The organism is Bacillus kwashiorkori (assembly GCF_001375515.1).
Taxonomy (GTDB): Bacteria; Bacillota; Bacilli; order Bacillales; family Caldibacillaceae; genus Bacillus_BK; species Bacillus_BK kwashiorkori.
On sequence record NZ_CTDX01000014.1, the window covers coordinates 149,111 to 173,492 of the forward strand.

At 34.9% G+C, this 24,382-nt stretch carries 23 protein-coding genes and 1 riboswitch; of the genes, 11 read left to right on the forward strand and 12 right to left on the reverse strand.

Translation table 11 applies throughout. From position 1 onward, the window contains the following. Positions 1-15: 15 nt before the first annotated feature. Together BN1242_RS06225 and BN1242_RS06230 are read right to left on the reverse strand one after the other, a co-directional pair. A complete protein-coding gene (locus BN1242_RS06225) occupies positions 16-525 on the reverse strand; it encodes a hypothetical protein (protein ID WP_062352908.1) in 510 nt (169 codons plus the stop codon). Continuing rightward, complete coding sequence (locus BN1242_RS06230) at positions 522-1,949, reverse strand: sensor domain-containing diguanylate cyclase (protein ID WP_158661051.1); 1,428 nt, start codon at positions 1,947-1,949, stop codon at positions 522-524. The genes BN1242_RS06225 and BN1242_RS06230 overlap by 4 nt, the downstream gene beginning before the upstream one ends. Before the next feature lie 435 nt (positions 1,950-2,384). On the opposite strand from BN1242_RS06230, the gene BN1242_RS06235 reads away from it, so the two are divergent. Next, complete coding sequence (locus BN1242_RS06235) at positions 2,385-2,927, forward strand: RDD family protein (RefSeq protein ID WP_062352914.1); 543 nt, start codon at positions 2,385-2,387, stop codon at positions 2,925-2,927. A 113-nt stretch (positions 2,928-3,040) separates the two neighbouring features. Here BN1242_RS06235 and BN1242_RS06240 read toward each other — a convergent pair whose 3' ends face one another. The 8 genes from BN1242_RS06240 to BN1242_RS06275 form a co-directional block, all read right to left on the reverse strand. Next, positions 3,041-3,286 (reverse strand): hypothetical protein, encoded by a 246-nt coding sequence (locus tag BN1242_RS06240; RefSeq protein ID WP_062352918.1) that lies wholly within the window; start codon positions 3,284-3,286, stop codon positions 3,041-3,043. 112 nt (positions 3,287-3,398) lie between these two features. Further along, positions 3,399-4,841: an amidase gene (locus BN1242_RS06245; RefSeq protein ID WP_238985095.1), complete on the reverse strand. Its 1,443-nt coding sequence runs from the start codon at positions 4,839-4,841 to the stop codon at positions 3,399-3,401. A gap of 143 nt (positions 4,842-4,984) precedes the next feature. Beyond that, positions 4,985-6,274, reverse strand: coding sequence for an NCS2 family permease (locus BN1242_RS06250; RefSeq protein WP_062352921.1), 1,290 nt, complete (start codon positions 6,272-6,274; stop codon positions 4,985-4,987). Between the two features lie 116 nt (positions 6,275-6,390). Continuing rightward, positions 6,391-6,492, reverse strand: a riboswitch (purine riboswitch). Between the two features lie 138 nt (positions 6,493-6,630). Continuing rightward, positions 6,631-8,187 carry an ABC-F family ATP-binding cassette domain-containing protein gene (locus tag BN1242_RS06255; RefSeq protein WP_062352924.1) on the reverse strand — a complete coding sequence of 519 codons (1,557 nt, stop codon included), beginning with the start codon at positions 8,185-8,187 and terminating at the stop codon, positions 6,631-6,633. 256 nt (positions 8,188-8,443) lie between these two features. Continuing rightward, positions 8,444-9,082 carry an ATP-binding cassette domain-containing protein gene (locus tag BN1242_RS06260; protein ID WP_062352925.1) on the reverse strand — a complete coding sequence of 213 codons (639 nt, stop codon included), beginning with the start codon at positions 9,080-9,082 and terminating at the stop codon, positions 8,444-8,446. 20 nt (positions 9,083-9,102) lie between these two features. Next, a complete protein-coding gene (locus BN1242_RS06265; protein ID WP_062352928.1) occupies positions 9,103-9,894 on the reverse strand; it encodes a hypothetical protein in 792 nt (263 codons plus the stop codon). Between the two features lie 2 nt (positions 9,895-9,896). Then, the gene (locus BN1242_RS06270; RefSeq protein ID WP_062352931.1) at positions 9,897-10,700 is read right to left on the reverse strand and encodes a hypothetical protein; all 804 of its coding nucleotides are present in this window, start codon (positions 10,698-10,700) and stop codon (positions 9,897-9,899) included. Further along, entirely contained in the window at positions 10,681-11,460 is a 780-nt protein-coding gene (locus tag BN1242_RS06275; RefSeq protein WP_062352934.1) for a hypothetical protein, read from the reverse strand. Before BN1242_RS06275 ends, BN1242_RS06270 begins: the two co-directional genes overlap by 20 nt. Positions 11,461-11,704: 244 nt before the next feature. On the opposite strand from BN1242_RS06275, the gene BN1242_RS06280 reads away from it, so the two are divergent. The 6 genes from BN1242_RS06280 to BN1242_RS06305 all read left to right on the forward strand — a co-directional run bounded on the left by BN1242_RS06280 (position 11,705) and on the right by BN1242_RS06305 (position 17,462). Beyond that, positions 11,705-12,373 carry an SIMPL domain-containing protein gene (locus BN1242_RS06280; RefSeq protein WP_062352937.1) on the forward strand — a complete coding sequence of 223 codons (669 nt, stop codon included), beginning with the start codon at positions 11,705-11,707 and terminating at the stop codon, positions 12,371-12,373. 271 nt (positions 12,374-12,644) lie between these two features. Then, the gene (locus BN1242_RS06285; protein WP_062352941.1) at positions 12,645-13,862 is read left to right on the forward strand and encodes a DUF819 family protein; all 1,218 of its coding nucleotides are present in this window, start codon (positions 12,645-12,647) and stop codon (positions 13,860-13,862) included. Between the two features lie 107 nt (positions 13,863-13,969). Further along, positions 13,970-14,164 (forward strand): hypothetical protein, encoded by a 195-nt coding sequence (locus BN1242_RS06290; RefSeq protein ID WP_062351737.1) that lies wholly within the window; start codon positions 13,970-13,972, stop codon positions 14,162-14,164. Further along, positions 14,161-14,514, forward strand: a complete 354-nt coding sequence (gene tnpB / locus BN1242_RS06295; RefSeq protein ID WP_062351739.1) for an IS66 family insertion sequence element accessory protein TnpB — start codon at positions 14,161-14,163, stop codon at positions 14,512-14,514. The genes BN1242_RS06290 and tnpB overlap by 4 nt, the downstream gene beginning before the upstream one ends. 91 nt (positions 14,515-14,605) lie before the next feature. Beyond that, positions 14,606-16,177 (forward strand): IS66 family transposase, encoded by a 1,572-nt coding sequence (gene tnpC / locus BN1242_RS06300; protein WP_062352944.1) that lies wholly within the window; start codon positions 14,606-14,608, stop codon positions 16,175-16,177. A 415-nt stretch (positions 16,178-16,592) separates the two neighbouring features. Continuing rightward, positions 16,593-17,462 carry an SDR family oxidoreductase gene (locus BN1242_RS06305; protein WP_062352947.1) on the forward strand — a complete coding sequence of 290 codons (870 nt, stop codon included), beginning with the start codon at positions 16,593-16,595 and terminating at the stop codon, positions 17,460-17,462. Between the two features lie 166 nt (positions 17,463-17,628). Here the strand turns inward: BN1242_RS06305 and pflA are convergent, their stop codons facing one another. Both pflA and pflB read right to left on the reverse strand, forming a co-directional pair. After that, the gene (gene pflA / locus BN1242_RS06310) at positions 17,629-18,369 is read right to left on the reverse strand and encodes a pyruvate formate-lyase-activating protein (RefSeq protein WP_062352950.1); all 741 of its coding nucleotides are present in this window, start codon (positions 18,367-18,369) and stop codon (positions 17,629-17,631) included. Positions 18,370-18,435: 66 nt separating this feature from the next. After that, entirely contained in the window at positions 18,436-20,664 is a 2,229-nt protein-coding gene (gene pflB / locus BN1242_RS06315) for a formate C-acetyltransferase (RefSeq protein WP_062352953.1), read from the reverse strand. A gap of 492 nt (positions 20,665-21,156) precedes the next feature. Here pflB and BN1242_RS06320 point away from each other — a divergent pair, with 492 nt between their 5' ends. From BN1242_RS06320 to BN1242_RS06335, 4 genes are all read left to right on the forward strand, one after another. Then, positions 21,157-22,488 (forward strand): oligosaccharide flippase family protein, encoded by a 1,332-nt coding sequence (locus tag BN1242_RS06320; protein ID WP_062352956.1) that lies wholly within the window; start codon positions 21,157-21,159, stop codon positions 22,486-22,488. Between the two features lie 116 nt (positions 22,489-22,604). Further along, positions 22,605-23,294 (forward strand): TerC family protein, encoded by a 690-nt coding sequence (locus BN1242_RS06325; RefSeq protein ID WP_062353269.1) that lies wholly within the window; start codon positions 22,605-22,607, stop codon positions 23,292-23,294. 84 nt (positions 23,295-23,378) lie between these two features. Further along, entirely contained in the window at positions 23,379-23,693 is a 315-nt protein-coding gene (locus BN1242_RS06330) for a YbjQ family protein (protein WP_062352959.1), read from the forward strand. Between the two features lie 33 nt (positions 23,694-23,726). Beyond that, a complete protein-coding gene (locus tag BN1242_RS06335) occupies positions 23,727-24,290 on the forward strand; it encodes a beta-class carbonic anhydrase (RefSeq protein WP_062352962.1) in 564 nt (187 codons plus the stop codon). The last annotated feature ends 92 nt before the right edge of the window (positions 24,291-24,382 follow it).

A 24,382-nucleotide genomic window follows, 5' to 3' on the forward strand; every position in this document is an offset into this window, starting at 1 on the left:
CCTCTTTTCGTATAGTTAAAAATGAATAAAATTAGGGTTTTTTGTCTCTAAAACTATGTTCATCCATATTTCCTCAGTTAACCTTTTTTTGAAAGATTTTTTATAAAGCATATATTTATTAATGGATATATATAATGCTTGATTAATTTTCTTTTCTCTTAATAGCCGATCTAAAAAAGGAGAGGCAAGCTTATGAAATGGATAATACGCGATTAGATGTTGCTCCTTTTTTTCTCCATAGTAAAATTTTATTCCTACGATCGTTGCAAATAACCTGGAATCATAATCAATTTCCATAAGGATGTTTTGAACCTTTTGATTATCACTTATTTCTATGTGGCGAAAATTGTTCGGAAAGTAAGTGATTGGGTCAAAGGAATAATGAATGTCCTTCATCGTAAATGAATATTTTCGCTGTAATCTTTTTACTACGATTGCATTACGGGTAGCATCAAATATCGTACTTGTAAAATAAATGAAGAAAAGAAATATCATTAAGACGAGTAATTCAATTCCGAAATTCAATCTGACACAACCTCCTTATAAATTTGCACTTTGTTTTTTCCAGCTGCTTTTGCTGCATATAAGGCGCGATCAGCACATTCCAATAAGTCATCCTTTGTCTTAATAGATGATCTTTCAGTAGAGGCCACCCCAACGCTTACTGTTAAAGCTTTCGTCGGTTGATAACTTTCTTCTGGGAAGCTAGCAATTTCGATATTTGCCCGGATTGCCTCTGCAATTTTATAAGCAGTACTTAATGACGTTTTTGGTAAAATTATCAAAAATTCCTCGCCACCAAAACGACATGCTTTTAATTTTCCATTCTCAGATTGCTTTAAAATGTTTGCCACCTTAATTAATACTTCATTCCCTAATAAATGCCCATTCCGGTCGTTGTAAAATTTAAAGTTATCTATATCTAAAAGTATTATAGATAGAGGCTGATCGCTAAACGTCTCTTCTAAACAATTTTGCATTGCTCGTTGATTCAACAGTCCTGTTAATCCATCAATGATGGAAAGACGTTCTGTTTCTTCATAGAGCAGTGCATGGTCAATGGCTATTGCAGCTTGCGTGGCAATTGGGATAATTGGTTCGATATCCCGCATATGTATTTTTTTCTTGTTGACAATATTATCGATAACTAAAAGGCCAACTTTCTTCCCTTGATTAACAAGCGGGATGATGGCGAAGTGGGTCATGTCAAAATTACTTTTCAACGTTTTAATTGCTGTATCCAATTCCGTATTTTCATCAATTATGATAGGCGTATTTTTTAAAAATACTTGAGAAATAATCGGGGAAGTGTAAGGCAAACTAACTTTATGTAAAAGAAGATTCAACTCATTATCAAAATCGATATCCACCTCTTTATCAATGACCAATTCATTTAAATTAAAGTTCTCAGAAATTATTCTTTCCCAAACTTTAAATCCTTCATTTATATTCATCGGTCCTATTCCAATCTTCCCTTCAAACTGATCCCCGCTTTCATTAAGGAAAAAGATTAATGCTCGATTATAGCCAAATCCTTTTCCGGCTGTAACTGCAGTTAAAATGATATGTAAAATTTTATTTAATTGTAATGTTTGTTGCATTGCTGTGCTTATCTCTTTATATATAGAAAGTTCTTTACTTTGTTCAACGTAAGAAAAAAAGGCAAATTTAGCTTGTTCCGTTTTTTTCATAAAATAAAGGAAAAATTGATCGCTAACCAATCCAATCAAAATGTAAATGACATATGAATTAATTTGAAGATCGTAATGAAAAAAATATAAAGTAATTATCGCAATAAGCGAGGCGACTAAACCGCCAAAATGGTGAAAATTAAGGGAAGTAATAATAATAAAAGCAATTAACCCAATATCGATAAAGTTGCTGTTGAGTGAAGACTGCAGAAAAAGAAGATAAAAATATGTAACCGATATCAAAAAAAGTCTATTCAATTTCCTTGGCAGAAAAAATCGTATAAAGTTGCAACTACCTGCTATAACAAATGACGTTAATATTAGTTTCAATAGTTCCATGAAAAACACTCTCTTTCAGAAAAAAAACTAGGATATATTACTTATTGTGAAAACTTATAAGCCTTAATACTAGGATAAAGGACCATAAAGTTTCATTTTGGCGATAAAGATAAACAAATCAAATTGATTGGTAAAAATTCGTTACATAGTTCAATAGTACCATGAATTTGAAAAAATATAATATATTTACTATAAAGGATTTAGTTTTTCACACGAAAATTTTTAGGATGATAACCAAAAATAAAGAATATATAGTAATTACTGAAAAAATAGTGCGCATGAATTGACGCAGTCAAAATTTTTTCATACAATAAACGAAAATAAATATGGATCAATGGAAGATGAGGGAGAAAAATGATTTTTAGTACAGTGTTTGTTAAGCGTGAGGACGTCCATTACGCGTCAAGTGTGAATCGGCTAATTGCGTTACTTATTGATTTCATTATTCTAATTTCATCATTTTACACGATGAAAAGCACCATAGGATTTGTTATCCAAAAAATTCCATTCCACTCATTAATTTTGCCACTGTTAAATTTGGAAGAAACGATTATTTCGTTACTAATAATAAGTTTCAGTTTTTACTTTGCTATTTTAGAAAGTTCATCATTAAGAGGAACGATTGGAAAGAAATTATGTAAAATGGAAGTTGTAAATTATGTAGGTCGAAAGCTTCATCTGACTGAGGCATTATATCGTTCCTTTTTTAAATCCATCCCTTTAGTAATGTTAACAATGCAATTAGGAATATTATTTCATCATTCTAGTTTGTCTCCTTATTTTATTAACAGTATTACCTTTCTATTTATTACACTATATATCACTAGTTTCTTAATAAGCAAACAAAATCAAGTGATTTATGACCGGGCAACTGGTGCTTTTGTCATCAAACACTAGCAGGCGAAAGGGGCACCTTTATTAATAAGGGGAGCCCCGTTTGTATGAAAATTTGTTTCGTGTAACCGTTCATTTCGTAACTGTAAGACATTAACCGTAATTACGATTTTTTATTACCACCACCATGAGTATGCTGCAAGGCCTACGATAGCGCCAAGTGCGATGCCAATACCGAATCCCCATCCAAAGCCCCAAAGTCCGTAGCCGTATCCAGTTCTCGCTGGCATTGGCCGTAAAAAAACATGGGTGTTAGTTACTCTAGTAATTGTCCCAGTATAAATTTGCCCATCTCTTGTACGAACTCGGACAGGTCGAGCTAAATAATTAACACAGCGATAATAGTTCGGATGAACTGACAAATGTCTCCCGCCTTTCTTTCCAATGTCTATACCAATGTATGAAAGAAGACTCGTTTCGCTTGGACAATTATCGTAGGGGAAACATACAACTCTAGCCACAGAAAATTCCGTTTTATTGATTTACTGGTGCTCGCCTATATCCACGTATTTGTTCAATCATTTTCCCGACTTGAAAAATTGCATCTTCGTTACCAACCTTACTTATAACTTGAATTCCAATCGGCAGGCTTGAATCATCTTCTTCAACTGGTATCGTTAGAGAAGGCAACCCCCACGTATTCGCAAAAGCTACGAAAGGAATAAATTTTTTAAATGTCTTCCAAATCGAAAACAACTCCCAATAAACTTTTCCGTGTGGTAATGCAGTTGTATGATAGACTGGAAGTATAATAACTTTATTTTGTAAGTAATCAGAAAGGATGGATTCACCTTTCATAATTTCTTCTTCTAATTTAATTCGCTTTTTTTCGCTAGGCCGGAATAAGTTCGCACCAAATGCTGCCCATGAATAGTAATGGTGAACTTTGGATGACTGAAATAGTTGTTCTTGCAAAAATTCTTTTAATGGCGAATGTCGTTCATTGCGATAGGCAATTTTCTTTCCTTCCTTTGCACCATCAATGGACATAATAAGTTGCCATAGAAGGGCACTTTCATGAAAAAACGGTGGAGTTTCGTCAAAAATTGGGAATTGTTTTTGTAAGTGTTTAATCGTTTTTGTCATTGCTTCTTTCGTCGTATTTGATAAAGGATAGTGTATGTCTTTTTGAGGAGCGATAATTTTAAATCGGTTCAATTCCATTTTTTTCGGGACTGAATTGGCAATGATCGTATTAATCATCGCGGTATCTTGAACGGACTTGCCGATTGCTCCTATTCCAAGCATTCGTTCCTGTAATGGATTATGGACGTATGGAAAAGACCCATTTTGTGAGACTTGTTTGTTCCCACTTTTAAATCCGATAACCCCGTTAAAATGACTAGGAAAACGGATCGATCCACCAATATCCGAACCGATTCCGACAGCTGCACCACCCGCGGCAAGTAGAGAACCTTCTCCGCCACTAGAACCACCAGCAGTTCTTGAATAGTCCCATGGATTATTTGTTCTACCGTATAATTTATTATCCGTTTCTTGGCAAAAGCATAAGACAGGTGTGTTCGTTTTACATAAAATAATAGCACCTGCATCTTTAAGTTTTTTTACAATTTCTGCATCATTTTCTGCTACATTGTTTTTTCGATGGATAAGCCCGCCCGTTGTCTTCATCCCTTTAACATCGAAAGACTCTTTAATACTAATTGGAACTCCGAACAATGCACCTGAAACATCCGCTGTTATTAATTTTTCATCTGCTTTCTTTGCTTCTTTTCTAGCCTCATCAAACCGTTCTTCAACGACGCAATTTAATTTAGGCTGTATTTGCTTAATACGTTCGATATAAGTGTTCGTTGCTTCTAAAGAAGTGATGTGTCCTTGACGTATTTGTTCTGCTAAAGTGGTTGCATCCATATCCGAAATTTGATTTGCTTTACTTACAGTCTTTACTCCCATACAAAATACCCCCTTTGCTAATGAATTCTTCATCCAATTGAAATATCCTTTTTAATTATTTTTAAAATGATAAATAATTAGAACTCCTCATTAATAAAAAGAGCAGTCGAAATTCATCAGTGAACTTTTCGACTGCTTTTTCATTAGCTAAATAAATAGAAGACGAAGGCAGCAAACAACACATAAATAATAGGGTGTAGTTCCTTTACCTTTCCAAGTGCAATCATCGTAATTGGATATATGACGAAACCAATGGCTATCCCTGTTGCAACACTATAAGTAAGTGGCATCATGATAATGGTCAAAAATGCAGGAATTACTATTTCAGGACGATCCCAGTTAATTTTTCGCAATTCCATAGCCATTAAAGCTCCGACAATAATTAAAGCAGGAGCAGTAATCTCCCCGGTAATAACAGAAAGGAACGGGGAGAAAAATAAAGAAATGCCGATGAGAAAGGCGATAATAATGGATGTGAATCCAGTTCGACCACCTGCAGCAATACCAGCATTTGATTCCACCATAGTAGCAGTAGTAGATGTACCTAAGATAGCACCAATGACAGAGGCGGTAGAATCTGATAATAACGCACGTCCAACATTTGGAATTTTATTATCTTTCATAAGTCCCGCTTGTGAGGCGACGGCAATTAATGCTCCTGCTGTATCAAAAAAGGCTACAAATAGAAAGGTGAAAATAACAGCTAGTAGCTGTGGTGTCCAAACCTCTCCTAAATTTTGAAAAACAACGCCAAAGGTCGAGTTCATACTAGGGATCGAACCGAAAATAGCGGTCGGTTTTTCAATAACACCGAACAAAATCCCGACAAACGTAGAAATAATCATACCGATAAAAATCCCACCATTAACATTGCGCACAAATAAGATAACCGTGAGTACTAATGAAAAGATGGCAAGTAACACCGTTGGACTCGTTAAATTACCTAAACTAATAAAAGTATCTTTATTGCCAACGACAATACCAGCATTCTTTAGACCAATAAAGGTAATGAAAAATCCAATCCCAGCAGCAATCGCATGTTTTAAATCTTCTGGAATCATATTAATGATTAGTTCGCGTACTTTTAATAAACTTAATAAAACAAAGAGAATTCCAGAAATAAACACACCTGTTAGAGCAATCTGCCACGGAATTCCCATGGAAATACATACTGAAAATGTAAAGAAGGAATTCAATCCCATACTAGGTGCAATAACAATCGGATAGTTCGCAAAAATCCCTATTAATAAAGTACCGATAATCGCAGTCAATGCTGTAGCAGTAAAAACCGCTCCCCGATCCATCCCTGCTTGACTTAAAATAATCGGATTAACGATTAATATATACGCCATGGATAAAAAAGTCGTAAAGCCAGCAATGGTTTCTTGTTTAAAATTCGTTTCCCTTGCTTCAAATTGAAAGTAATGTCTCATGATGTCGTTCCTCCGTCTGTAGTTGTGATATATTGAGCAATTCAAAATCACACCCTTGCTCAAAAAAATAAAAAAGCAGCTTCGAATTCCGAAGCTGCGAAACAATACAAAGGATACTAAAATTCAATATCCCTTGTAGTTAAGCTATTTACGGCAGCTTTGTAGAAACGTTCAGGCCATATTCCCGAACATATACAAGGATTTAATATATGTTTATATGAAGTTACAAAATCTGTAATAATGTTGTATATCTTAACATTAGCAATTGTATTCGTCAATCAGATTTCAATAATTACATAAAATTGACAAACTAATCATAGGAGACGAGATGATATGTTTGAACTTCCTAAGAAGGATTAAAATACTTTCGTCGTCCATGTTTCACAATTCCAAACATCAGTCACAATGTCTCGGTAAAAGTCAGGTTCGTGACTTATTAATAGAATACTGCCTCGATATGCTTTCAGTGCTCGTTTCAACTCTTCCTTAGCATCAACATCTAAATGGTTCGTCGGCTCGTCTAATACGAGGACATTTGTTTCTTTGTTAATTAGTTTACAAAAGCGAACTTTCGCTTTTTCTCCACCGCTCAGTACTTCCACTTTACTTTCAATATGCTTTGTTGTGAGTCCACATTTTGCAAGTGCAGAGCGAACTTCATATTGAGTGAAGGAAGGGAACTCATTCCAAATTTCTTCAATACAAGTATTATAGTTGGCCGTTTTTATTTCTTGTTCAAAATACCCGATAAATAAGTTATCACCTAAGTCTACAGAGCCAGATACTGGAGTAATTTCACCTAAAATACTTCGTAATAGCGTCGTTTTCCCAATTCCATTTGCACCAATTAACGAAATTTTTTGTCCTCGTTCCATAGTTAAATTCAACGGTTTGGAGAGTGGCTCGTTGTAGCCAATCACTAAGTCTTTTGTTTCAAATATAATCCGACCTGCTGTTCTCGCTTCTTTAAAGTGAAATTCTGGTTTTGGTTTTTCTGGGGCTAATTCAATCACATCCATTTTATCTAACTTTTTCTGCCGGGACATTGCCATATTTCGTGTAGCAACCCGTGCCTTATTGCGGGCGACAAAATCTTTTAAGTCAGCAATCTCCTGTTGTTGCTTTTTGTAGGCAGCTTCTAATTGCTGTTTTTTCATTTCATATATACTTAAAAAGTTATCATAATCACCGACATAGCGAGTTAGTTCTTGATTATTCATATGGTAAATTAAATTGATGACACTGTTTAAAAATGGAATATCATGGGAAATTAAAATAAAGGCATTTTCATAGTTTTGTAAGTAACGCTTGAGCCATTCAATATGCTGTTCGTCTAAATAGTTCGTCGGCTCGTCCAATAATAAAATGTCTGGTTTTTCCAAAAGGAGCTTTGCTAGCAATACCTTTGTTCGCTGACCGCCACTTAAATCATGAACATCCCGTTCTAATCCAATTTCATCTAGACCAAGACCACGAGCTACTTCTTCCACTTTCGCGTCAATCATGTAAAAATCGTTATTGTTGAGCAAATCTTGGATGGTTCCCGTTTCCTCCAGTAATACTTCTAATTCTTCAGGAGATACGTCACCCATTTTACCGAATAACGCATTCATTTCCGCTTCTAAATCAAATAAATATTGAAATGCACTCTTTAATACATCCCGAATCGTTAACCCTTTACTTAAAATAGCGTGCTGATCTAAATAACCAACCCGGACATTTTTTGCCCACTCCACTTTCCCTTCATCTGGCTGTAATTTTCCCGTAATAATATTCATAAATGTTGATTTACCTTCTCCATTGGCTCCGATTAAACCAATATGCTCACCCTTAAGCAAGCGGAATGAAACATTATTAAAAATTGCCCGATCACCGAAACCGTGACTTAAATTTTGTACATTTAATATACTCATAAGAAACTCCTTTAAATCGTAATAAAAACTCCGTGAGCTAATTTTTTCCTTTATATTATATCGGGATTGAATGAAAAGTGGTAGAGTGGAATTTTTTCCTATAAAGAAATTTATAAAAAAGGCTATCTGGAAATAGTAGGGAGACCACGCCTTTATGTCAAGATGTAAAAAGTGGAAATTACTTTGATAAAGACGAAGGCCTGACATTTTTCCAGTAGCCTTTCATAAAAAATGTATATCGTTCACGAAGCGAAACTTAAGAAGACATTTTTAATACTCCATTATCCATTTTATATATTTCATCACAAAGTAGTTCGATATCTTCTCGGTTATGACTCGCTAATAAAATCGTTGTTCCTTTGTTCTTTAAATCAAGAAACACTTTACGAAAAAAATCCACTCCAGCCTCATCCAGTCCGTTCAAGGCTTCATCTAAAATTAATAATTTCGGCTTTTCCATAATAGCCTGGGCAATACTTAATCTCTGCTTCATTCCTAACGAATAATTGCGCACCTTTTTATTTCCAGCCGAACGTAATCCGACGAAATCTAATACTTCTCTAATCTCTTTTTCCGTTATTAAATTTTTGATAGAACTTAGTAATTTTAAATTTTGAAAGCCAGAATAATGAGGAAGAAAACCACCAGTATCTAAAACTGCGCCAAAACTTTTCGGGAATGCACCCTTTTCTAAATATTGATCAAACACTTTAATTTTTCCTTCTGTCGGGACGAGTAAACCAGCAATAGTTTTGAACAACAAGCTTTTTCCAGAACCATTTCTTCCAACGATACCGTATATACCTGGTGTGCTAATTTTCATCTCAATATTATTAAGCAGTAATTGTCCGTTAATTTTTTTTGAAAGTCCTTCAATTTGGAGTATCGTATCCATTATTATCTTCCTCCCATGAGTTAAATTTTTATGACTTTTTCATGGTTTTTATAAAAATACTTTGCAGTAAGGAAATAAAGCAAACCGATGCATAAAATTAAAACAGTATATTGTGTAAAGAGACTAATTATATCAAGCTTTTTTTCTAAATAAAGAGCAGAAGCTAGCGGGTTCCATTGAAAGATAAACATATTTATTCCACTAGTGAAAATAGAAAAAAACACGAGAACGATTGTTATTAGAAATCCAATCGTTGCATTATCAAATAACCATCCAACAATAACATTAAGAAGAACGAGAAGAAATATGGTTAACAAATATACGAAGTAAATATGAATTAGCAATAACCAACTGCTATTTATATTTAGAGTTTGCAAAAATAACTCGGAACTCACTTGCGCATCAACAGGCAAGGAAATGAGAAAAATAGCGATAGCAGAGACGAATATTCCGATAAGCAAACTCGCACTTGTGAAAATGAACAGTCCGATAAATAAACTATGGAACCAAAAAAGGAAATTTTCCATCCTGATTAAAAAATATACAGGACTATTCCGAAAAGAATTATTGATCAGTGAGTGACTAATAAGTAGAAATGGTAATAAAAGTAATATCCAACGGTAACTGTCTAGTTGTAAATTAATTGGGAAAATGAATAAAAAATCAATGGCTTTAATATATTCCATCGGGAGTAGGGAAGAATATGCACTAAGAACAATAATCACATTCAGTAAAAAACAGATGGAAATGAACAAAAGATTTTTCGGTGTCAGTAAAACTTTACAATAATAGTTGACGAGATTAGATAACACGATTAATCCTTCCCTTTCTTAGTATCTAAGTCCATTTTATCAACAATATAATACCCAATGGCCGCTATAACAACGATTATGATAAGCCAATAGAAATAAATACCGCCTGGAAATTGTGTCTGTTCCGCATTCACTAAATATATATATTGAAAGACATTCACTCTTTTGAAAAAGAGATAGGAGGAAATTGTTTCCCATCTAGATAATTCAGCAACAATATTCAATCCGTTAACGAGAAAGACTATTGTAAATGCAAATAATGTTTTTCCGGTTAGTAATTTCATTAAATAGTATAAGAGACCATATGAAAATAAAAATAGCCATACTAAGCTAATCGATAAAAAAACAACGGTTACCGGTGTGAAATTTTCTAGAAACTCATGGTGATATGAAAAGAAATTTACTGTGTAAGTGCTCCACTCATTTTCAACATTTAAGACAAAAATTCCTTCGAGAGCCATCACCGCTATTAGTAACAGACAAAAGACGGTAGTATATGCCGCTATTAAAAAAAGATGAAATAAATACCAATTTCGCTTCCCTTTAAATCTAATTAATAAATAACTCTCAATACTTCCGAATGTAAATAAGGAAGTCGAAGAAATGAAAAAGAATGGTGCTAGTATGAATAACAACGTGTTAATATTACTAATTGATAAAAAGTAATCATAAATATTCGTATCTCTTGTCAACATTTCCGTCAGAAGAAAATACGAAAATAATAAGAAAAAAATCATTAGTAATAGGTGAATTCTTGTAAATAAAAATGTGTGCAGGAGTCCGCTTTTAAATACTTTTTTCTTCAAGTTTTTTAGAACCCCCTATAAAAAATAATAGAATACTAATAGTAATTAAAACAGCTCCATATGCAAATCTCTGGAAAATTGACATGGTATAGTCCACATCATATAAATAAATTGCGTTAAGCTTTTCGTTGATTAATCGTAAAAAGGTAGCGGAAATAATGACATACGCAAACGGGATTAGCATGGCAACATATTTATTTTTTATGACTGTAGAAACTCCCAGTCCAAGTGCCGAAAAGATGACTCCGCAAAAGAATAAGGTTACTAATATAATTATGAGCATCATGATTGGAGAATAGATTCCCGCTTGATGAAAAGTATTCACTGTTTCCAACTCTTGATTTACCATAGGAATCCGAAGCAGTGGTTTCAACATCAGTAAAAAGAGCAAGGCAATTAAAGGCCCGATTACAATAACAAAGCCACCTGCAAGACAATTAATGACAAACTTTACAGTCATATACTTCGCTTTTTCCATCCGCGTATAAACATATCTACTAAAGCCTGAATCATAGTCGGTTCTATAAGTGGATGCAAAAGGAATACAGGCAAGAATTGGAAAGGCAATCATCAAAAAATTACTTGTACCGCCGTTGTACCCTTGTAAAAAAATATACAATAGAGATGTTTCTGCTTTAAATGCCCAGAGAACTGCTTCGAACATTCCAACAAACATAAGAATAATCGAGAAGAACATTGCGATTAAAGAGGTTCGCGATAGAAAAGCTCTTTTAATTTCTGACAGTATATAAGTTTGCATATCAACACCTTCTTAATAATTTATATAATTTATTAAACTCCTAACACCCTAATGATAACCTTAAATGGTTAAAATTTTCAATTGTGAATTAAAAAAAAAATCGATATTATTCGACATTGGATAAAAAAATAATCACTTCAAAATGGTGAGCGATTTTTTGATAAAAACATTTTTTTTAATATATATCATGTTCATAGAATATTATTAAGCTTGATAAAGATAATTTAAAAGGAGCGTGATTAATTTGAGTTACTATCCGTATAGTCAAGAGAGTTCAAATTATCTGTCCGCGAGAACTAATGAACTGACGGTCATTGGTGAAGGAACTGTGATGGCGCCACCTGATGAAGCGATTATTAATATCGGTATTTTATCGGAAAGTAAAAACTTACAACAAGCACAACAGGAAAATAGCATGATTTCGCAAAGAGTGATAAATTCGTTACGTCAGCTAGGAATCCATGAAAAAGATTTACAGACGAGTGAGTATCGAATTGAAAATGTATATGATTATGTACAAGGAAAACAAATATTTCGTGGTTATGAGGTGCGACATATATTGGAAGTGAAAGTGGCTGATATCCGCCTTGTCGGGATAGTTGTAGACACAGCAGTAGCGAACGGGGCAAATATGATTTATCATATACGTTTTACTATCTCGACTCGGGAAGAAAAATATAACCAAGCACTATCGATTGCGGTAGTGAATGCAAGACAGAAGGCTTTTGTTATCGGCAAGGCAATTGGTGTGCAAATTCAATCGATTCCGTTTGAAATATCCGAATTAAGAGATGGTAGCCCAATCATCCCCTTTCAAACGTATTCATTAGAAAAAGTAGCAGCAGCAACTACACCGATTCAAACAGGCCAACTGGAAATAAAAGCAACGATATCCGCGAAGTTTACTTATTAATATTAGATTCTATTAATTATCCAAACGAGAAGGTTTTTGAATTAAGATAGAGCACTGGAAAGGTATCGCACGAGTGTAAACAATGTGTTAGGAATCCTATTCAAAAAGAATTAGCTAAAAAAACTGTAAAGTCATCCTAAATAATTTATCTTTTTAAACATGAAATTTTTAATGCTAGACCTCATTTTGTTTTATATAATAAAAAATAAAAGATTGTTATATTGTCGTTAGTTTATAAAAAGTAATAGATCATTTTAAGGAGGGAGAAAAAATGACGTTAATTAAACCAGAAGATACTTGGTTACTATGGGCTTTTCTAGCAGGTTGGGCAGCGATTAGTATTTACTTAGAGCAAAGATTTAAGTGGGCAGCAAAAATTTCTGGTGCAGTCATAGCACTTCTAGGTGCACTAATTTTGGCGAATTTAAATATTATTCCAACAGAAGCACCTGTTTATGATGCGGTATGGGGCTATGTCATCCCGCTTGCGATTCCTTTACTATTATTCCAAGCAAACTTGAGGAAAATTTGGAATGAAAGCGGCAGGTTGCTGCTATTATTCTTAATTAGTTCGGTTGGAACAGTTGTTGGAGTTTATTTAGCTTTTATTTTTTTAAGCGGCTCTATTCCTTTTCTTGATAAGATTGGTGCGATGATGACCGGATCGTACATTGGCGGAGGTGTGAACTTTGCAGCCTTATCTGCAAAATTCGCTACACCTTCTGAGATGGTTTCAGCGACAGTTGTTGCTGATAATTTAATGATGGCATTATATTTCTTCGTATTAATGGCGATTCCTGCGATTCCTTTTTTCAGAAAAAAATTCCATACACCACATATTGATGAAGTAGAGAGTAATACAGGAAAGGGTGGAGAAACCTTAGCAGCATCTTACTGGAAATCAAAGGAAATTTCATTAAAGGATATTGCATTTGCCTTCGGTAGCGCCTTTACGATTGTTGCTGTATCTTTTAAAATTGCTGAAATTTTTCAGGCAAAAATTCCATCTGGTGAAAATGCATCTGAACTAATGAATATACTTAATGCCATTTTCGGTGACAAATATTTAATGCTGACTACAGTTACTATTATTGTAGTTACGCTTTTCGGCAAATTCTTCGAGCGGTTACGAGGAACGCAAGAGTTTGGGACATTTTTAATTTATTTGTTCTTTGTCGTAATTGGGGTGCCAGCCTCGATTCCTCAATTGATTGAAAATGCGCCACTGTTACTATTGTTTGTGTTCATTATTGTGTTCATTAATATGGTAGTAACATTTGGTGTAGGGAAACTATTTAAGTTTAATTTAGAAGAAATGATACTCGCAAGTAATGCGAATATTGGTGGACCAACAACTGCTGCCGCGATGGCAATTGCCAAAGGATGGACGCGGTTAATTGTTCCGATAATGTTAGTAGGAACACTAGGTTATATAATTGGAAATTATTTAGGAACGTTCATGGGCTTTTTGTTAAAAGGGATGTTATAGGGTTCAGTCCAAATGGTTTGAGCGTAAGCCCCCATTCAAACAACGCATATAATTGAGCAGCACCTCTTGATAAAATTTAGATATCGATTAAAGGAGGTGCTTTTCATATGCCTGAACAAAAACTTACTATCATCCCCGTTACATTGCATCCCGAAACCGAAAAAGTTACATCTTCAATACCAACAAAAACTTTTTTCAATTCAACTTGTACGATCAAATCGGGCAACGTTGAAATTTTCCTCTCTAACGGCGTTGATGAGCACATCATCCAAACCGTAATGAGGGAGATGAAAAATCTATGAGGCACGATTATACGAGTGTCAAAAACATCTACATTATCTGTGGTAAAACAGATATGAGAAAAGGAATCGATGGGTTAGCTACTCTCATTCAAGATTCCTTCGAACTTGATCCATACGGAGATTCGATTTTCTTATTTTCCGGATGGAGCAAAGATCGCTATAAGTGTTTATATTTTGACGGAGATGGCTTCGCCATGCTTTATAAGCGTTTAGATAAAGGAAAGCTCCAATGGCCAAAAAACGAAAACGAAGTGCAAAACTTAACGCAGCAAGAGCTTCGCTGGCTTCTTGAAGGGTTATCAATTCAACAGCCAAAAGCTATTCAGCAATCATCAAAAGGAATCTTTTGATTTCTATTAAAATTTAACTTTTACTATTTTCCCACTGATGTTCGAATGATATACTTGAACTATCTTATTTGAACGAAAAGTGGTGAATCTAATGGCTAATGCTTCTACTAATAATCAGAATCAATATAAGAAATTAATTCAGCTTCTCGAAGAACAATTGGCTCATTCTAATCAACAGAATGAAGCATTATCCAAACAGATTGAATCATTAACCGAGCAAGTTCGCTATTTAACGAAACTTTTATATGGATCAAAAACAGAGAAATCTAAATATAATGCGCCCAATGGACAAACATCATTATTTGATAATGATCCGTCTTTTAATGAATCTGAGCACACAGAAGAACAAAGCCAACAGATGGTATCTTATACTGTTGTACGTAAAGCTCAAAATAAAAAACGAAATGATTCATTACATGACAATGTTGAAGTGAAGGCTATTCATCATCATCCAGAGAATACAATTTGTGACTGTTGCCAAGGCCAAATGACAGAAATAGGTAGCAAAGTCATACGTGAGGAAGCTAAATTTATTCCAGCAAGAATGGAGAAAGTTCAGCATATTGAGCATGCCTATGAATGTAAAAAATGCAAAAGTGACTTATATCAAAAATCGCAAATAAAGCGCGGCAAAGCACCACAGCCTCCCATTCAACGGAGCATCGCAGGTCCTAGTGTACTCGCCAAAGTAATTTACGATAAATTTTCACAATACTTACCTCTTTACCGACAGGTAAAGGAATGGGAACGTTTCGGTTTAACTACGAATGATAAAAACCTCTCGAATTGGGTTATTCGAGCATCACATGATTGGCTCTTGCCTATTTATGACCGAATGAAGTGTATATTGTTGGCTAAATCAATATTACACGTTGATGAGACTTATGGGCAAATTATCAATCGGTCAGATGGAAAACCTGGTCAGTCTAATGCTTATAATTGGGTTTACCGAAGTGTGCCTAATCAAGGTCCAACCATCGTACTTTTTCAAAGCTCTTTATCACGAGCTCGATCTGTTCTTGAGGGCTTCATTGGTGATTATTCTGGAACGATTATCTGCGATGGTTATTCCGCTTATGACAATATTAAAGGGGTCAACTTCGCAAATTGTTGGGCTCATGTTCGCCGTTATTGGTTAAAGGCCGAAAGTAAAAATGGACGAATCGGTGTAAAATATTGCGATGATTTATTTCAACTTGAAAGGGAATTTAAACATTTGTCTCCAGGCAAACGTAAAAAGAAACGCAAAAAATATTCGAAACCGATTGTTGATAAGTTCTTTAACTGGGTAGAAAACTCACCATTCTTTGGGAAAAATGCAATCGCTAAAGCAGCTGAGTACACGCTCAAACGAGCGAAGGAACTAAAGGCATTTCTAAATGATGGCAGAATTGAAATGCATAATAATCCCGCTGAAAACGCCATCCGTCCTAATGTTATTGGACGCAAAAATTGGCTGTTTTCTGTTAGCGAAGCTGGAGCAAAAGCAAATGCAATTTGTTTAAGTATCGCAGAGACAGCTAAAGCAAATGGTGTGGATTTTTATCGGTATCTTGTAAAATTACTGAAGGATTTACCAAATTTAGATATTCATAGAAATCCAGATGTTATAAATTTGTACTTGCCTTGGTCGAAGATGATCCGAAAAGAATGTAGCATATAAAATGAAATAACCGTGAATCCGAATTGAAAAATCAGGATTTTACGGTTATTTGGCATGCGTACCCTTGAAGGTGCGCATTTTCTTATTTCGGGCTTACGTTTGAGCCTATGGAAAAGCTTATATAATGAGAAATTGTCATTTGATTACAGTCTGCTTGAGTGCGCTTGGGAAGGGAGATTAGCGAAACTAGTTGCTTATCCCTACTTCAAGTACTCGAAAAAGCCGTATTGATTGATATCTCGTCATTTCCACTCGGTCTTGAAACGATTAGATAGGCGAAAAAAGACTCAAACAGGTAACTCTTTTCACTCCTTTTCTCACATAAAATGACACATATTAAACTTAAAAACACCCATCCTACACATAACGAATAAATTATACAAATCATTTACCATTGTGAGGAGGATGTTTTTTTATGGAACAAGATAGACAGCAAGGATTTCCGCCACAACAACAACCGATGCAACCAGGTATTGAGACATTAATGGTCCCTCGACCAATTGTCGAAGATCCAAATTATCGTGGTAGTAAAAAATTGCAAAATAAAGTCGCAATCATCACTGGGGGAGATAGTGGAATTGGTGCAGCTGCTGCGATAGCATTTGCAAAAGAAGGAGCAGATGTAGTCATTCCCTATTATTCCCATTATGAAGATGTGGATGCATTTCGTACGAAGGCAAGAATTGAAAGTTTTGGTCGAAAATGCTTGTTAATTGTAGGAGATTTGAAAGAGGAAAACCATTGTAAAAATGTCGTTGAACAAACGATACAACATTTTGGAAAGCTGGATATATTAGTTAATAACCATGCGATGCAGTTTTACCAGGAAAATTTGGAAGACATTACAGCTGAGCAATTAGACTTTATATTTCGAAATAATATTTATTCCTTTTTCTTTATGACGAAACATGCATTACCATATTTAAAGCAGGGTAGTGCCATTATTAACACGACATCTGTTACAGCCTATGAGGGGAATGATAAATTGTTAGATTATTCCTCAACGAAGGGGGCGATACTGGCATTTACCCGATCTTTATCGCAAAATCTCGTCAAGAGGGGAATTCGAGTGAATGGAGTGGCTCCGGGTCCGATATGGACACCTTTAATTCCTGCTAGCTTTCCAAGTAGCGAGATGCCAAAATTTGGTGTAAATGTACCGATGAAGCGAGCGGGTCAACCATTCGAATTAGCCCCAGCTTACGTATATTTAGCATCCAATGATTCATCCTATGTAACAGGGCAAATTATTCATATAAACGGGGGTACAATGGTCAGTTCTTAAATTGCACATTAGAAATAACAAGGTTTCTCGACCGATTTCTAAATAATTTACAATCAGCACAAAGAGCAGGTAGGGATAACCTGCTCTTTAAATTTATATAAAAAGGGGGATGGTAAATAAAATATGAAATGGAAAATGATTTAACAGTAAAGGTAAATTTTAAAAATTAGTTCACTAATGCGCTGTTCAAGATGCGCTTCGCATTTTCAACTCGTTCATTTGAAGGTGGCTCGACATCTTTAAGTTTGTATTCAAGACCAAGGTTTTCCCATTTATAAACACCGAGTTTATGATAAGGGAGTACTTCAATTTTTTCGACATTATTTAAAGTTTTAATAAAATCAGCAAGGCGAATCAAGTCACTATCAAAGTCAGAAATAGTTGGTACTAATACGTGACGAATCCAAACTGGAACATTATTTTCAGACAAATAGTGAGCAAAGTCTAGTATATGTTCGTTAGTCATACCGGTTAAATTTTTATGTTTCTCACTGTCGATATGTTTTAAATCAAGTAAAATTAAATCCGTATATTGCAATAGCTCATCAAGTTTTTCTATAAATTGTGGTCGGCGATTAAATGGTCCGCCCGAGCTATCAATTGTTGTATGAATACCATGTTTCTTACATTCTTTGAATAATTCAATCAAAAAGTCGATTTGAAGAAGAGGTTCACCACCACTAACAGTAATTCCACCGCCACTTGCTTCAAAGAACGGAAGATAATCAAGGACATCATTCATTATTTCATGAACAGTCATTTCTTTCCCGTTGCCAATTTTCCAAGTATCGGGATTGTGACAAAATTGGCATCGAAGTAAACAACCTTGTGTAAAAACTATATAGCGTAAGCCTGGTCCGTCAACTGCACCAAATGTTTCAACTGAATGTATTCGACCTGTTACCATTTTGCATCCTCCTTGCTTTTAAAAGAGGAGAAGGGAAATAATCCCCTCCCCGGTTAAATTAAATATTTACATTGATTCGTGGAATGTACGGTTGATTACGTCGATTTGTTGTTCACGAGTTAATTTAATAAAGTTAACGGCATATCCGGATACACGGATTGTTAATTGTGGATATAGTTCCGGATGATCCATAGCGTCTAGTAAAGTATCACGGTTTAATACGTTAACGTTGATGTGGTGTCCACGTTTTGTCATGTAACCATCAAGCATACCAACTAAATTGTTTACTTGAATGTCATCTTCTTTACCAAGTGCTTTTGGCGTTACAGTAAATGTGTTAGAAATACCGTCTAATGCATCTTCATATGGTAATTTAGCAACAGATGTTAAGGATGCAAGAGCACCTTTTTCATCACGACCATGCATTGGGTTAGCACCTGGTGCGAATGGTTTTCCAGCTTCACGACCATCAGGAGTGTTACCAGTCTTCTTACCATATACAACGTTAGATGTAATTGTAAGGACAGATTGTGTTGGAACAGCGTTACGATAAGTTTTATGTTTTCTAATTTTTCTCATAACTTCTTTAACGATCCAAACAGCAATTTCGTCTACACGATTATCGTTATTACCGTATTTAGGGAAGTCGCCTTCAATTTCATAATCTACTGCTAAGCCGTTTTCGTCACGGATTGTTTTAACTTTTGCATATTTAATGGCACTTAAAGAGTCAGCTGCTACAGAAAGACCAGCGATACCACAAGCCATTGTACGTAATACTTCACGGTCATGAAGAGCCATTTCTAATCTTTCGTAGCTATATTTGTCATGCATGTAATGAATAACGTTTAATGTATTTACATATAGTTCACATAACCAGTCAAGCATCGTGTCAAATTTATCCATAACTTCATCATATTCAAGATATTCAGAAGTGATTGGCGCAAATTTTGGTCCAACTTGTTGTTTGTATCTTTCATCGACACCACCGTTAATTGCATAAAGAAGAGCTTTTGCAACGTTCACACGAGCACCGAAGAATTGCATTTGCTTACCAATTCTCATTGCAGATACACAACAAGCGATACCGTAGTCGTCACCGTAAATTTCGCGCATCATATCGTCGTTTTCGTATTGAATAGCGCTAGATTTAATCGACATTTTTGCTGCATATTTTTTGAATGCTTCCGGCAATTTAGTAGACCAAAGAATGGTTAAGTTTGGTTCTGGAGCTGGTCCTAAGTTATCTAACGTGTGAAGATAACGGAAGGATGTTTTTGTTACCATTGGACGACCGTCTAATGCAACCCCACCGATTGATTCAGTTACCCAAGTTGGGTCACCAGAATATAACTCATTGTACTCAGGTGTACGTGCAAATTTCACAAGACGTAATTTCATGATGAAATGGTCAATTATTTCTTGTGCTTCTTGTTCAGTAATGACACCATTTTTAAGGTCTCTTTCAATGTAAATATCAATGAAAGTAGAAGTACGACCAAGACTCATTGCTGCACCGTTTTGTTCTTTAATTGCCGCTAAATAACCGAAATATAACCATTGAATCGCTTCTTTTGCATTTGTAGCAGGTTTACTAATATCGTAACCATAATCAAGAGCCATTTGTTTTAATTGTTTTAATGCACGGTATTGTTCAGAGTATTCTTCACGGTCGCGGATAACATCATCCGTCATTGTCCGGTTACCAATATATTGATATTCTTTCAGCTTTTGTTCCATTAAGAAATCAACACCATATAGTGCAACACGACGATAGTCACCGATAATACGGCCACGGCCATATGCATCTGGAAGACCAGTAATAACACCTGCGTGACGAGCTGCTCTCATTTCTGGAGTATAAGCATCAAATACACCTTGGTTATGCGTTTTTCTCCAATCAGTGAAAATGTGTTCAATTTCTTTATCTAATTCAAAACCATAAGATTCAAGAGCTGTTTTTGCCATACGGATACCACCAAATGGCATTAAGGCACGTTTGAAAGGTTTGTCAGTTTGGAATCCAACGATTGTTTCAAGATCTTTATTTAAATAACCAGGTCCATGAGATGTAATAGTAGATACGATTTTTGTATCAGCATCTAATACACCGCCAGCTTCCCGTTCTTGTTTTGAAAGTTCCATTACTTGTTCCCAAAGTTTTGAAGTTGCTTCTGTTGGGCCAGCTAGGAAACTTTCGTCACCACTATATGGAGTAAAGTTTTTAATAATAAAGTCACGAACATCCACTTCTTCTTGCCAATTGCCAGGTTTAAAACCTTCCCAATGAGTCATTGTAATTCCTCCTTTAAATAAGAGATTGTTCAATAGTGAACAAGTTATTGTAAAAAAAATCCACTTGTACCAGTTTAAAAAATATAGTCACTAATACAGATATTGTTCAACAATGAACAATCATTTCTGTAATTATCATATCATTTTTATCTTTATTTGTGTAGTATTTTTTACGATAATATAAGGTTTTTTACCGAAATAACATGAGATTTCAGTAAATGTTCACAAATAAAAAATAATCAAGAACAGATGTTTGTATTAATAACAACTAACGAAAAATATCCAACTGTACCACAATACAGGATTAGGGGTAAGAAAAAATAATAAAATCAGGACAAGCTACATACGTATTTAATATATGGCTAAAAGAAAATCTTCTTTAAGGATATTACAACTACCGTTAAGAGACAAGGTGGAATTTACTGGAAATAGCTATTATACATATATTAACCTTTGATAGTTTGTAAAAATAAAATGATAAGGGGAACCGATATGGATGCATTCTTAAGAGGAACATTAGTATTAGCACTGACCGCTTTTGTTAGTGAATGTATTGAGTTTTTAATTAATTTAGTCCTTGCAAAAGAGCTAGGTGAACTTGGAATTGGTCAATATATGTCTATTCTTCCAGTTGTCGGTTTATTTATGATTATTGCTAGTTTAGAATTACCGATTTCCATTTCAAAATTTGTTGCAGAAACTGAACGTCGCTTCCATTTATCATTATTAAAAACAGCTTTAAAATTAGTATCGTTGTTTATGATTGTATTATTTTTACTAGCAACTATATTGTTTTCCGTATTTCCGTTATTCCACGATGTTCATCCGTTAGTACGCTGGGTTATATTAATTTTAATCCCATTAGTATCTATCACTTCGATTGGACGTGGGTACTTTATTGGCATTCAGCGTATGGGGACTATTGCTGTTGCGAATTTGTTTCGAAGAATTACCCAATTATTTATTTTAGTTGTTGTTTTTCAGTTTTTTAACTTCGATTTGCAGCTGTCATTGTTAGTTGCCATTTGTGCAGTTATCGGAGGAGAATTGCTGGAATTCACCTATGTTATCTCGGCATTTTTTATTCATTTACGTCATTTAAGAGGTCTTTCTCATTCGGGAAACTTAGATCGTCAAACTGTCCTGAAAAATTTATTAACTGTATCACTCCCGACAACAAGTATGCGTATATTTCATGCAGTCACCCATGCAATTCAACCGTTTTTAATTAAATTTTCATTAGTATTTGCCGGGTTATCGAAAGTAGAAGCTACAGAGCATTTTGGAATGGTGGCCGGTGTGGCGATGGCGATTGGTTTCTTTCCAGCGTTTATTGCTCATTCATTAATGACTGTACTTATCCCTAATGTTTCTAAAGCTTATGCAGTAAAAGACAAAAATAGTTTATTGTTACTTTTAAAACGAGTAATTCTAATTACTGCTAGTTACGGTATTCCAGCCTGTTTTGTGTTTTACTTTTTTGCAGAACCGTTGACGAACTTGTTTGTGCCATCTAAAGCGGCGGCCTACTATTTACAATTATTATGGCCATATTTTTTATTGCATTACTTTACCATTCCCTTTCAAGCTTTTTTAATTGGTATGGGATTAGTGAAAGATGCTTTTTATCATAATATTTGGTCACATCTTATTTCGTTCGTATTAATTTTTGTTTTAGGAGCACAACCTAGTTTGCAAATGGATGGTGTAATAGTAGGCTTAAATGCTGGAGCTGTATTAGTAATGTTGATGCATTATTTAACTATTTGTAAAAAACTTGGTATTTCTTTTACACTAATTACTAGAAAAAACATTCAATATTAATATGGTTCTCAATTTAATAGAAAAAATTGTTTGCTGCTGAAAAAAAGATAGTGGTAATATTAAATGTATGATTTAAATGAAGATTATTTTGGAAAGGGAAGCGAGTTAAAGTGGAAATAGGTCTAGCAGTATCCCTATCAGCAGCAGGGATAATCGCATTATTAAAGATTGTTGCAATTGATATTATATTATCTGGAGATAACGCCGTTGTTATTGCTATGGCAACGAGGAGGCTTCCTGAAAATAGGCGCAATATCGCAATTGTTTGGGGAACAGGAGGCGCAATTGTTTTACGAATTTTCTTTGCAGCGGTTATCGCTCTTCTTTTAGGAATCCCATTTGTACATTTTTTTGGTGGCATGTTGCTCCTCTGGATTGCTTATAAAGTATTAGTAAATAATGAAGGGGAAGCAACTAGTATAAAAGCGAAGGACGGGGTTATGCAAGCGATTAGCACAATCATCGTTGCAGATGCAGTAATGAGTTTAGATAATGTAGTGGCGATTGCGGGTGCTTCGAACGGACATATTTCCTTAATCGCTATAGGGGTTATGATTAGTATTCCCATTATGATTTTCGGATCCAAACTGATTGTTCAAGGATTGCAAAGATTTCCGTGGATTGCTTATATCGGTTCAGGAATTTTAGCATGGACTGCAGGCGGAATGATTATTGGTGATAAAGAAATTTTAGAAATTCTACATATAAAACATGGAGCAATTACGTATATTTTTACAATTATCATCACTGTCCTTGTATTAGTTTTAGGATACGTAAAAAATAGACGAATAACACCGAGTATGTAAGGTTGTAAAATTTGTATGCATTAGGATTGAATCTTTTTGCTCACTTTTACGTATAGGAATTATTAAATTATGGGAGGGATGGAAATGATTATTTCCACAACTAGTACATTGCAAGGAAGAGAAATTGAAAGCTATGTTGGAGTAGTGTCTGGTGAAGCAATTATGGGTGCTAATGTCGTTCGTGACTTTTTAGCGAGTGTAACGGATATTATTGGTGGACGCAGTAGTGCTTATGAAAGTAAATTAGCGGAAGGCAGAGAAATTGCCTTACGTGAAATGTCAGAGAAAGCAAGACAGCTAGGGGCGAATGCAGTAATTGGTGTAGACTTGGATTTTGAAACATTACGAGAAGGTATGATGATGTGTATAGCAACTGGTACGGCGGTTATTGTAAAATAACTTAGAAAGTATTTATGTAATGGGGTGGGTTTGTTGACAATTTTAAATGAGATAATGGATTATAATGAGAAATTTGTTCAAGAACAACATTATTTGGGTTACACAACATCGAAATACCCTAATAAACGAATGGTTATTTTAACCTGTATGGATGCCAGGTTGTTAGATCTATTACCGAAAGCAATGAATTTGAAAAATGGGGATGCAAAAATTTTACGGAATGCAGGTGCGATACTAACGGAACCATTTGGTAGTATGATGCGGAGTATTTTAGTTGCCGTCTATGAGTTAAAGGCAGAAGAAGTGTTAGTAATTGGTCATCATGACTGCGGAATGTCTAAACTAGATAGTGAAGTAATACAAGAGAAAATGTTATCGAGAGGTATAAAAGAAGAGACATTGGCGATTTTAAATACAGCTGGTATATCCATGAAAGAATGGTTAACAGGTTTTGCGAATGTAGAGGTCAGTGTAAAACAAAGTGTAAAGGTAATAAAAAATCACCCACTGCTACCGAAAGATGTTCCAGTTCATGGACTTGTTATCCATCCTGATACAGGGAAATTAGATGTTGTTGTGAATGGGTATGGAGATTAATGTTGAATTATCCATTTACTGCTTCCATTTTAACCTTCTGACAAAGGTTGGGAATAATAAATTTCTACTATACGAAAAGGAATCCGCGCTTG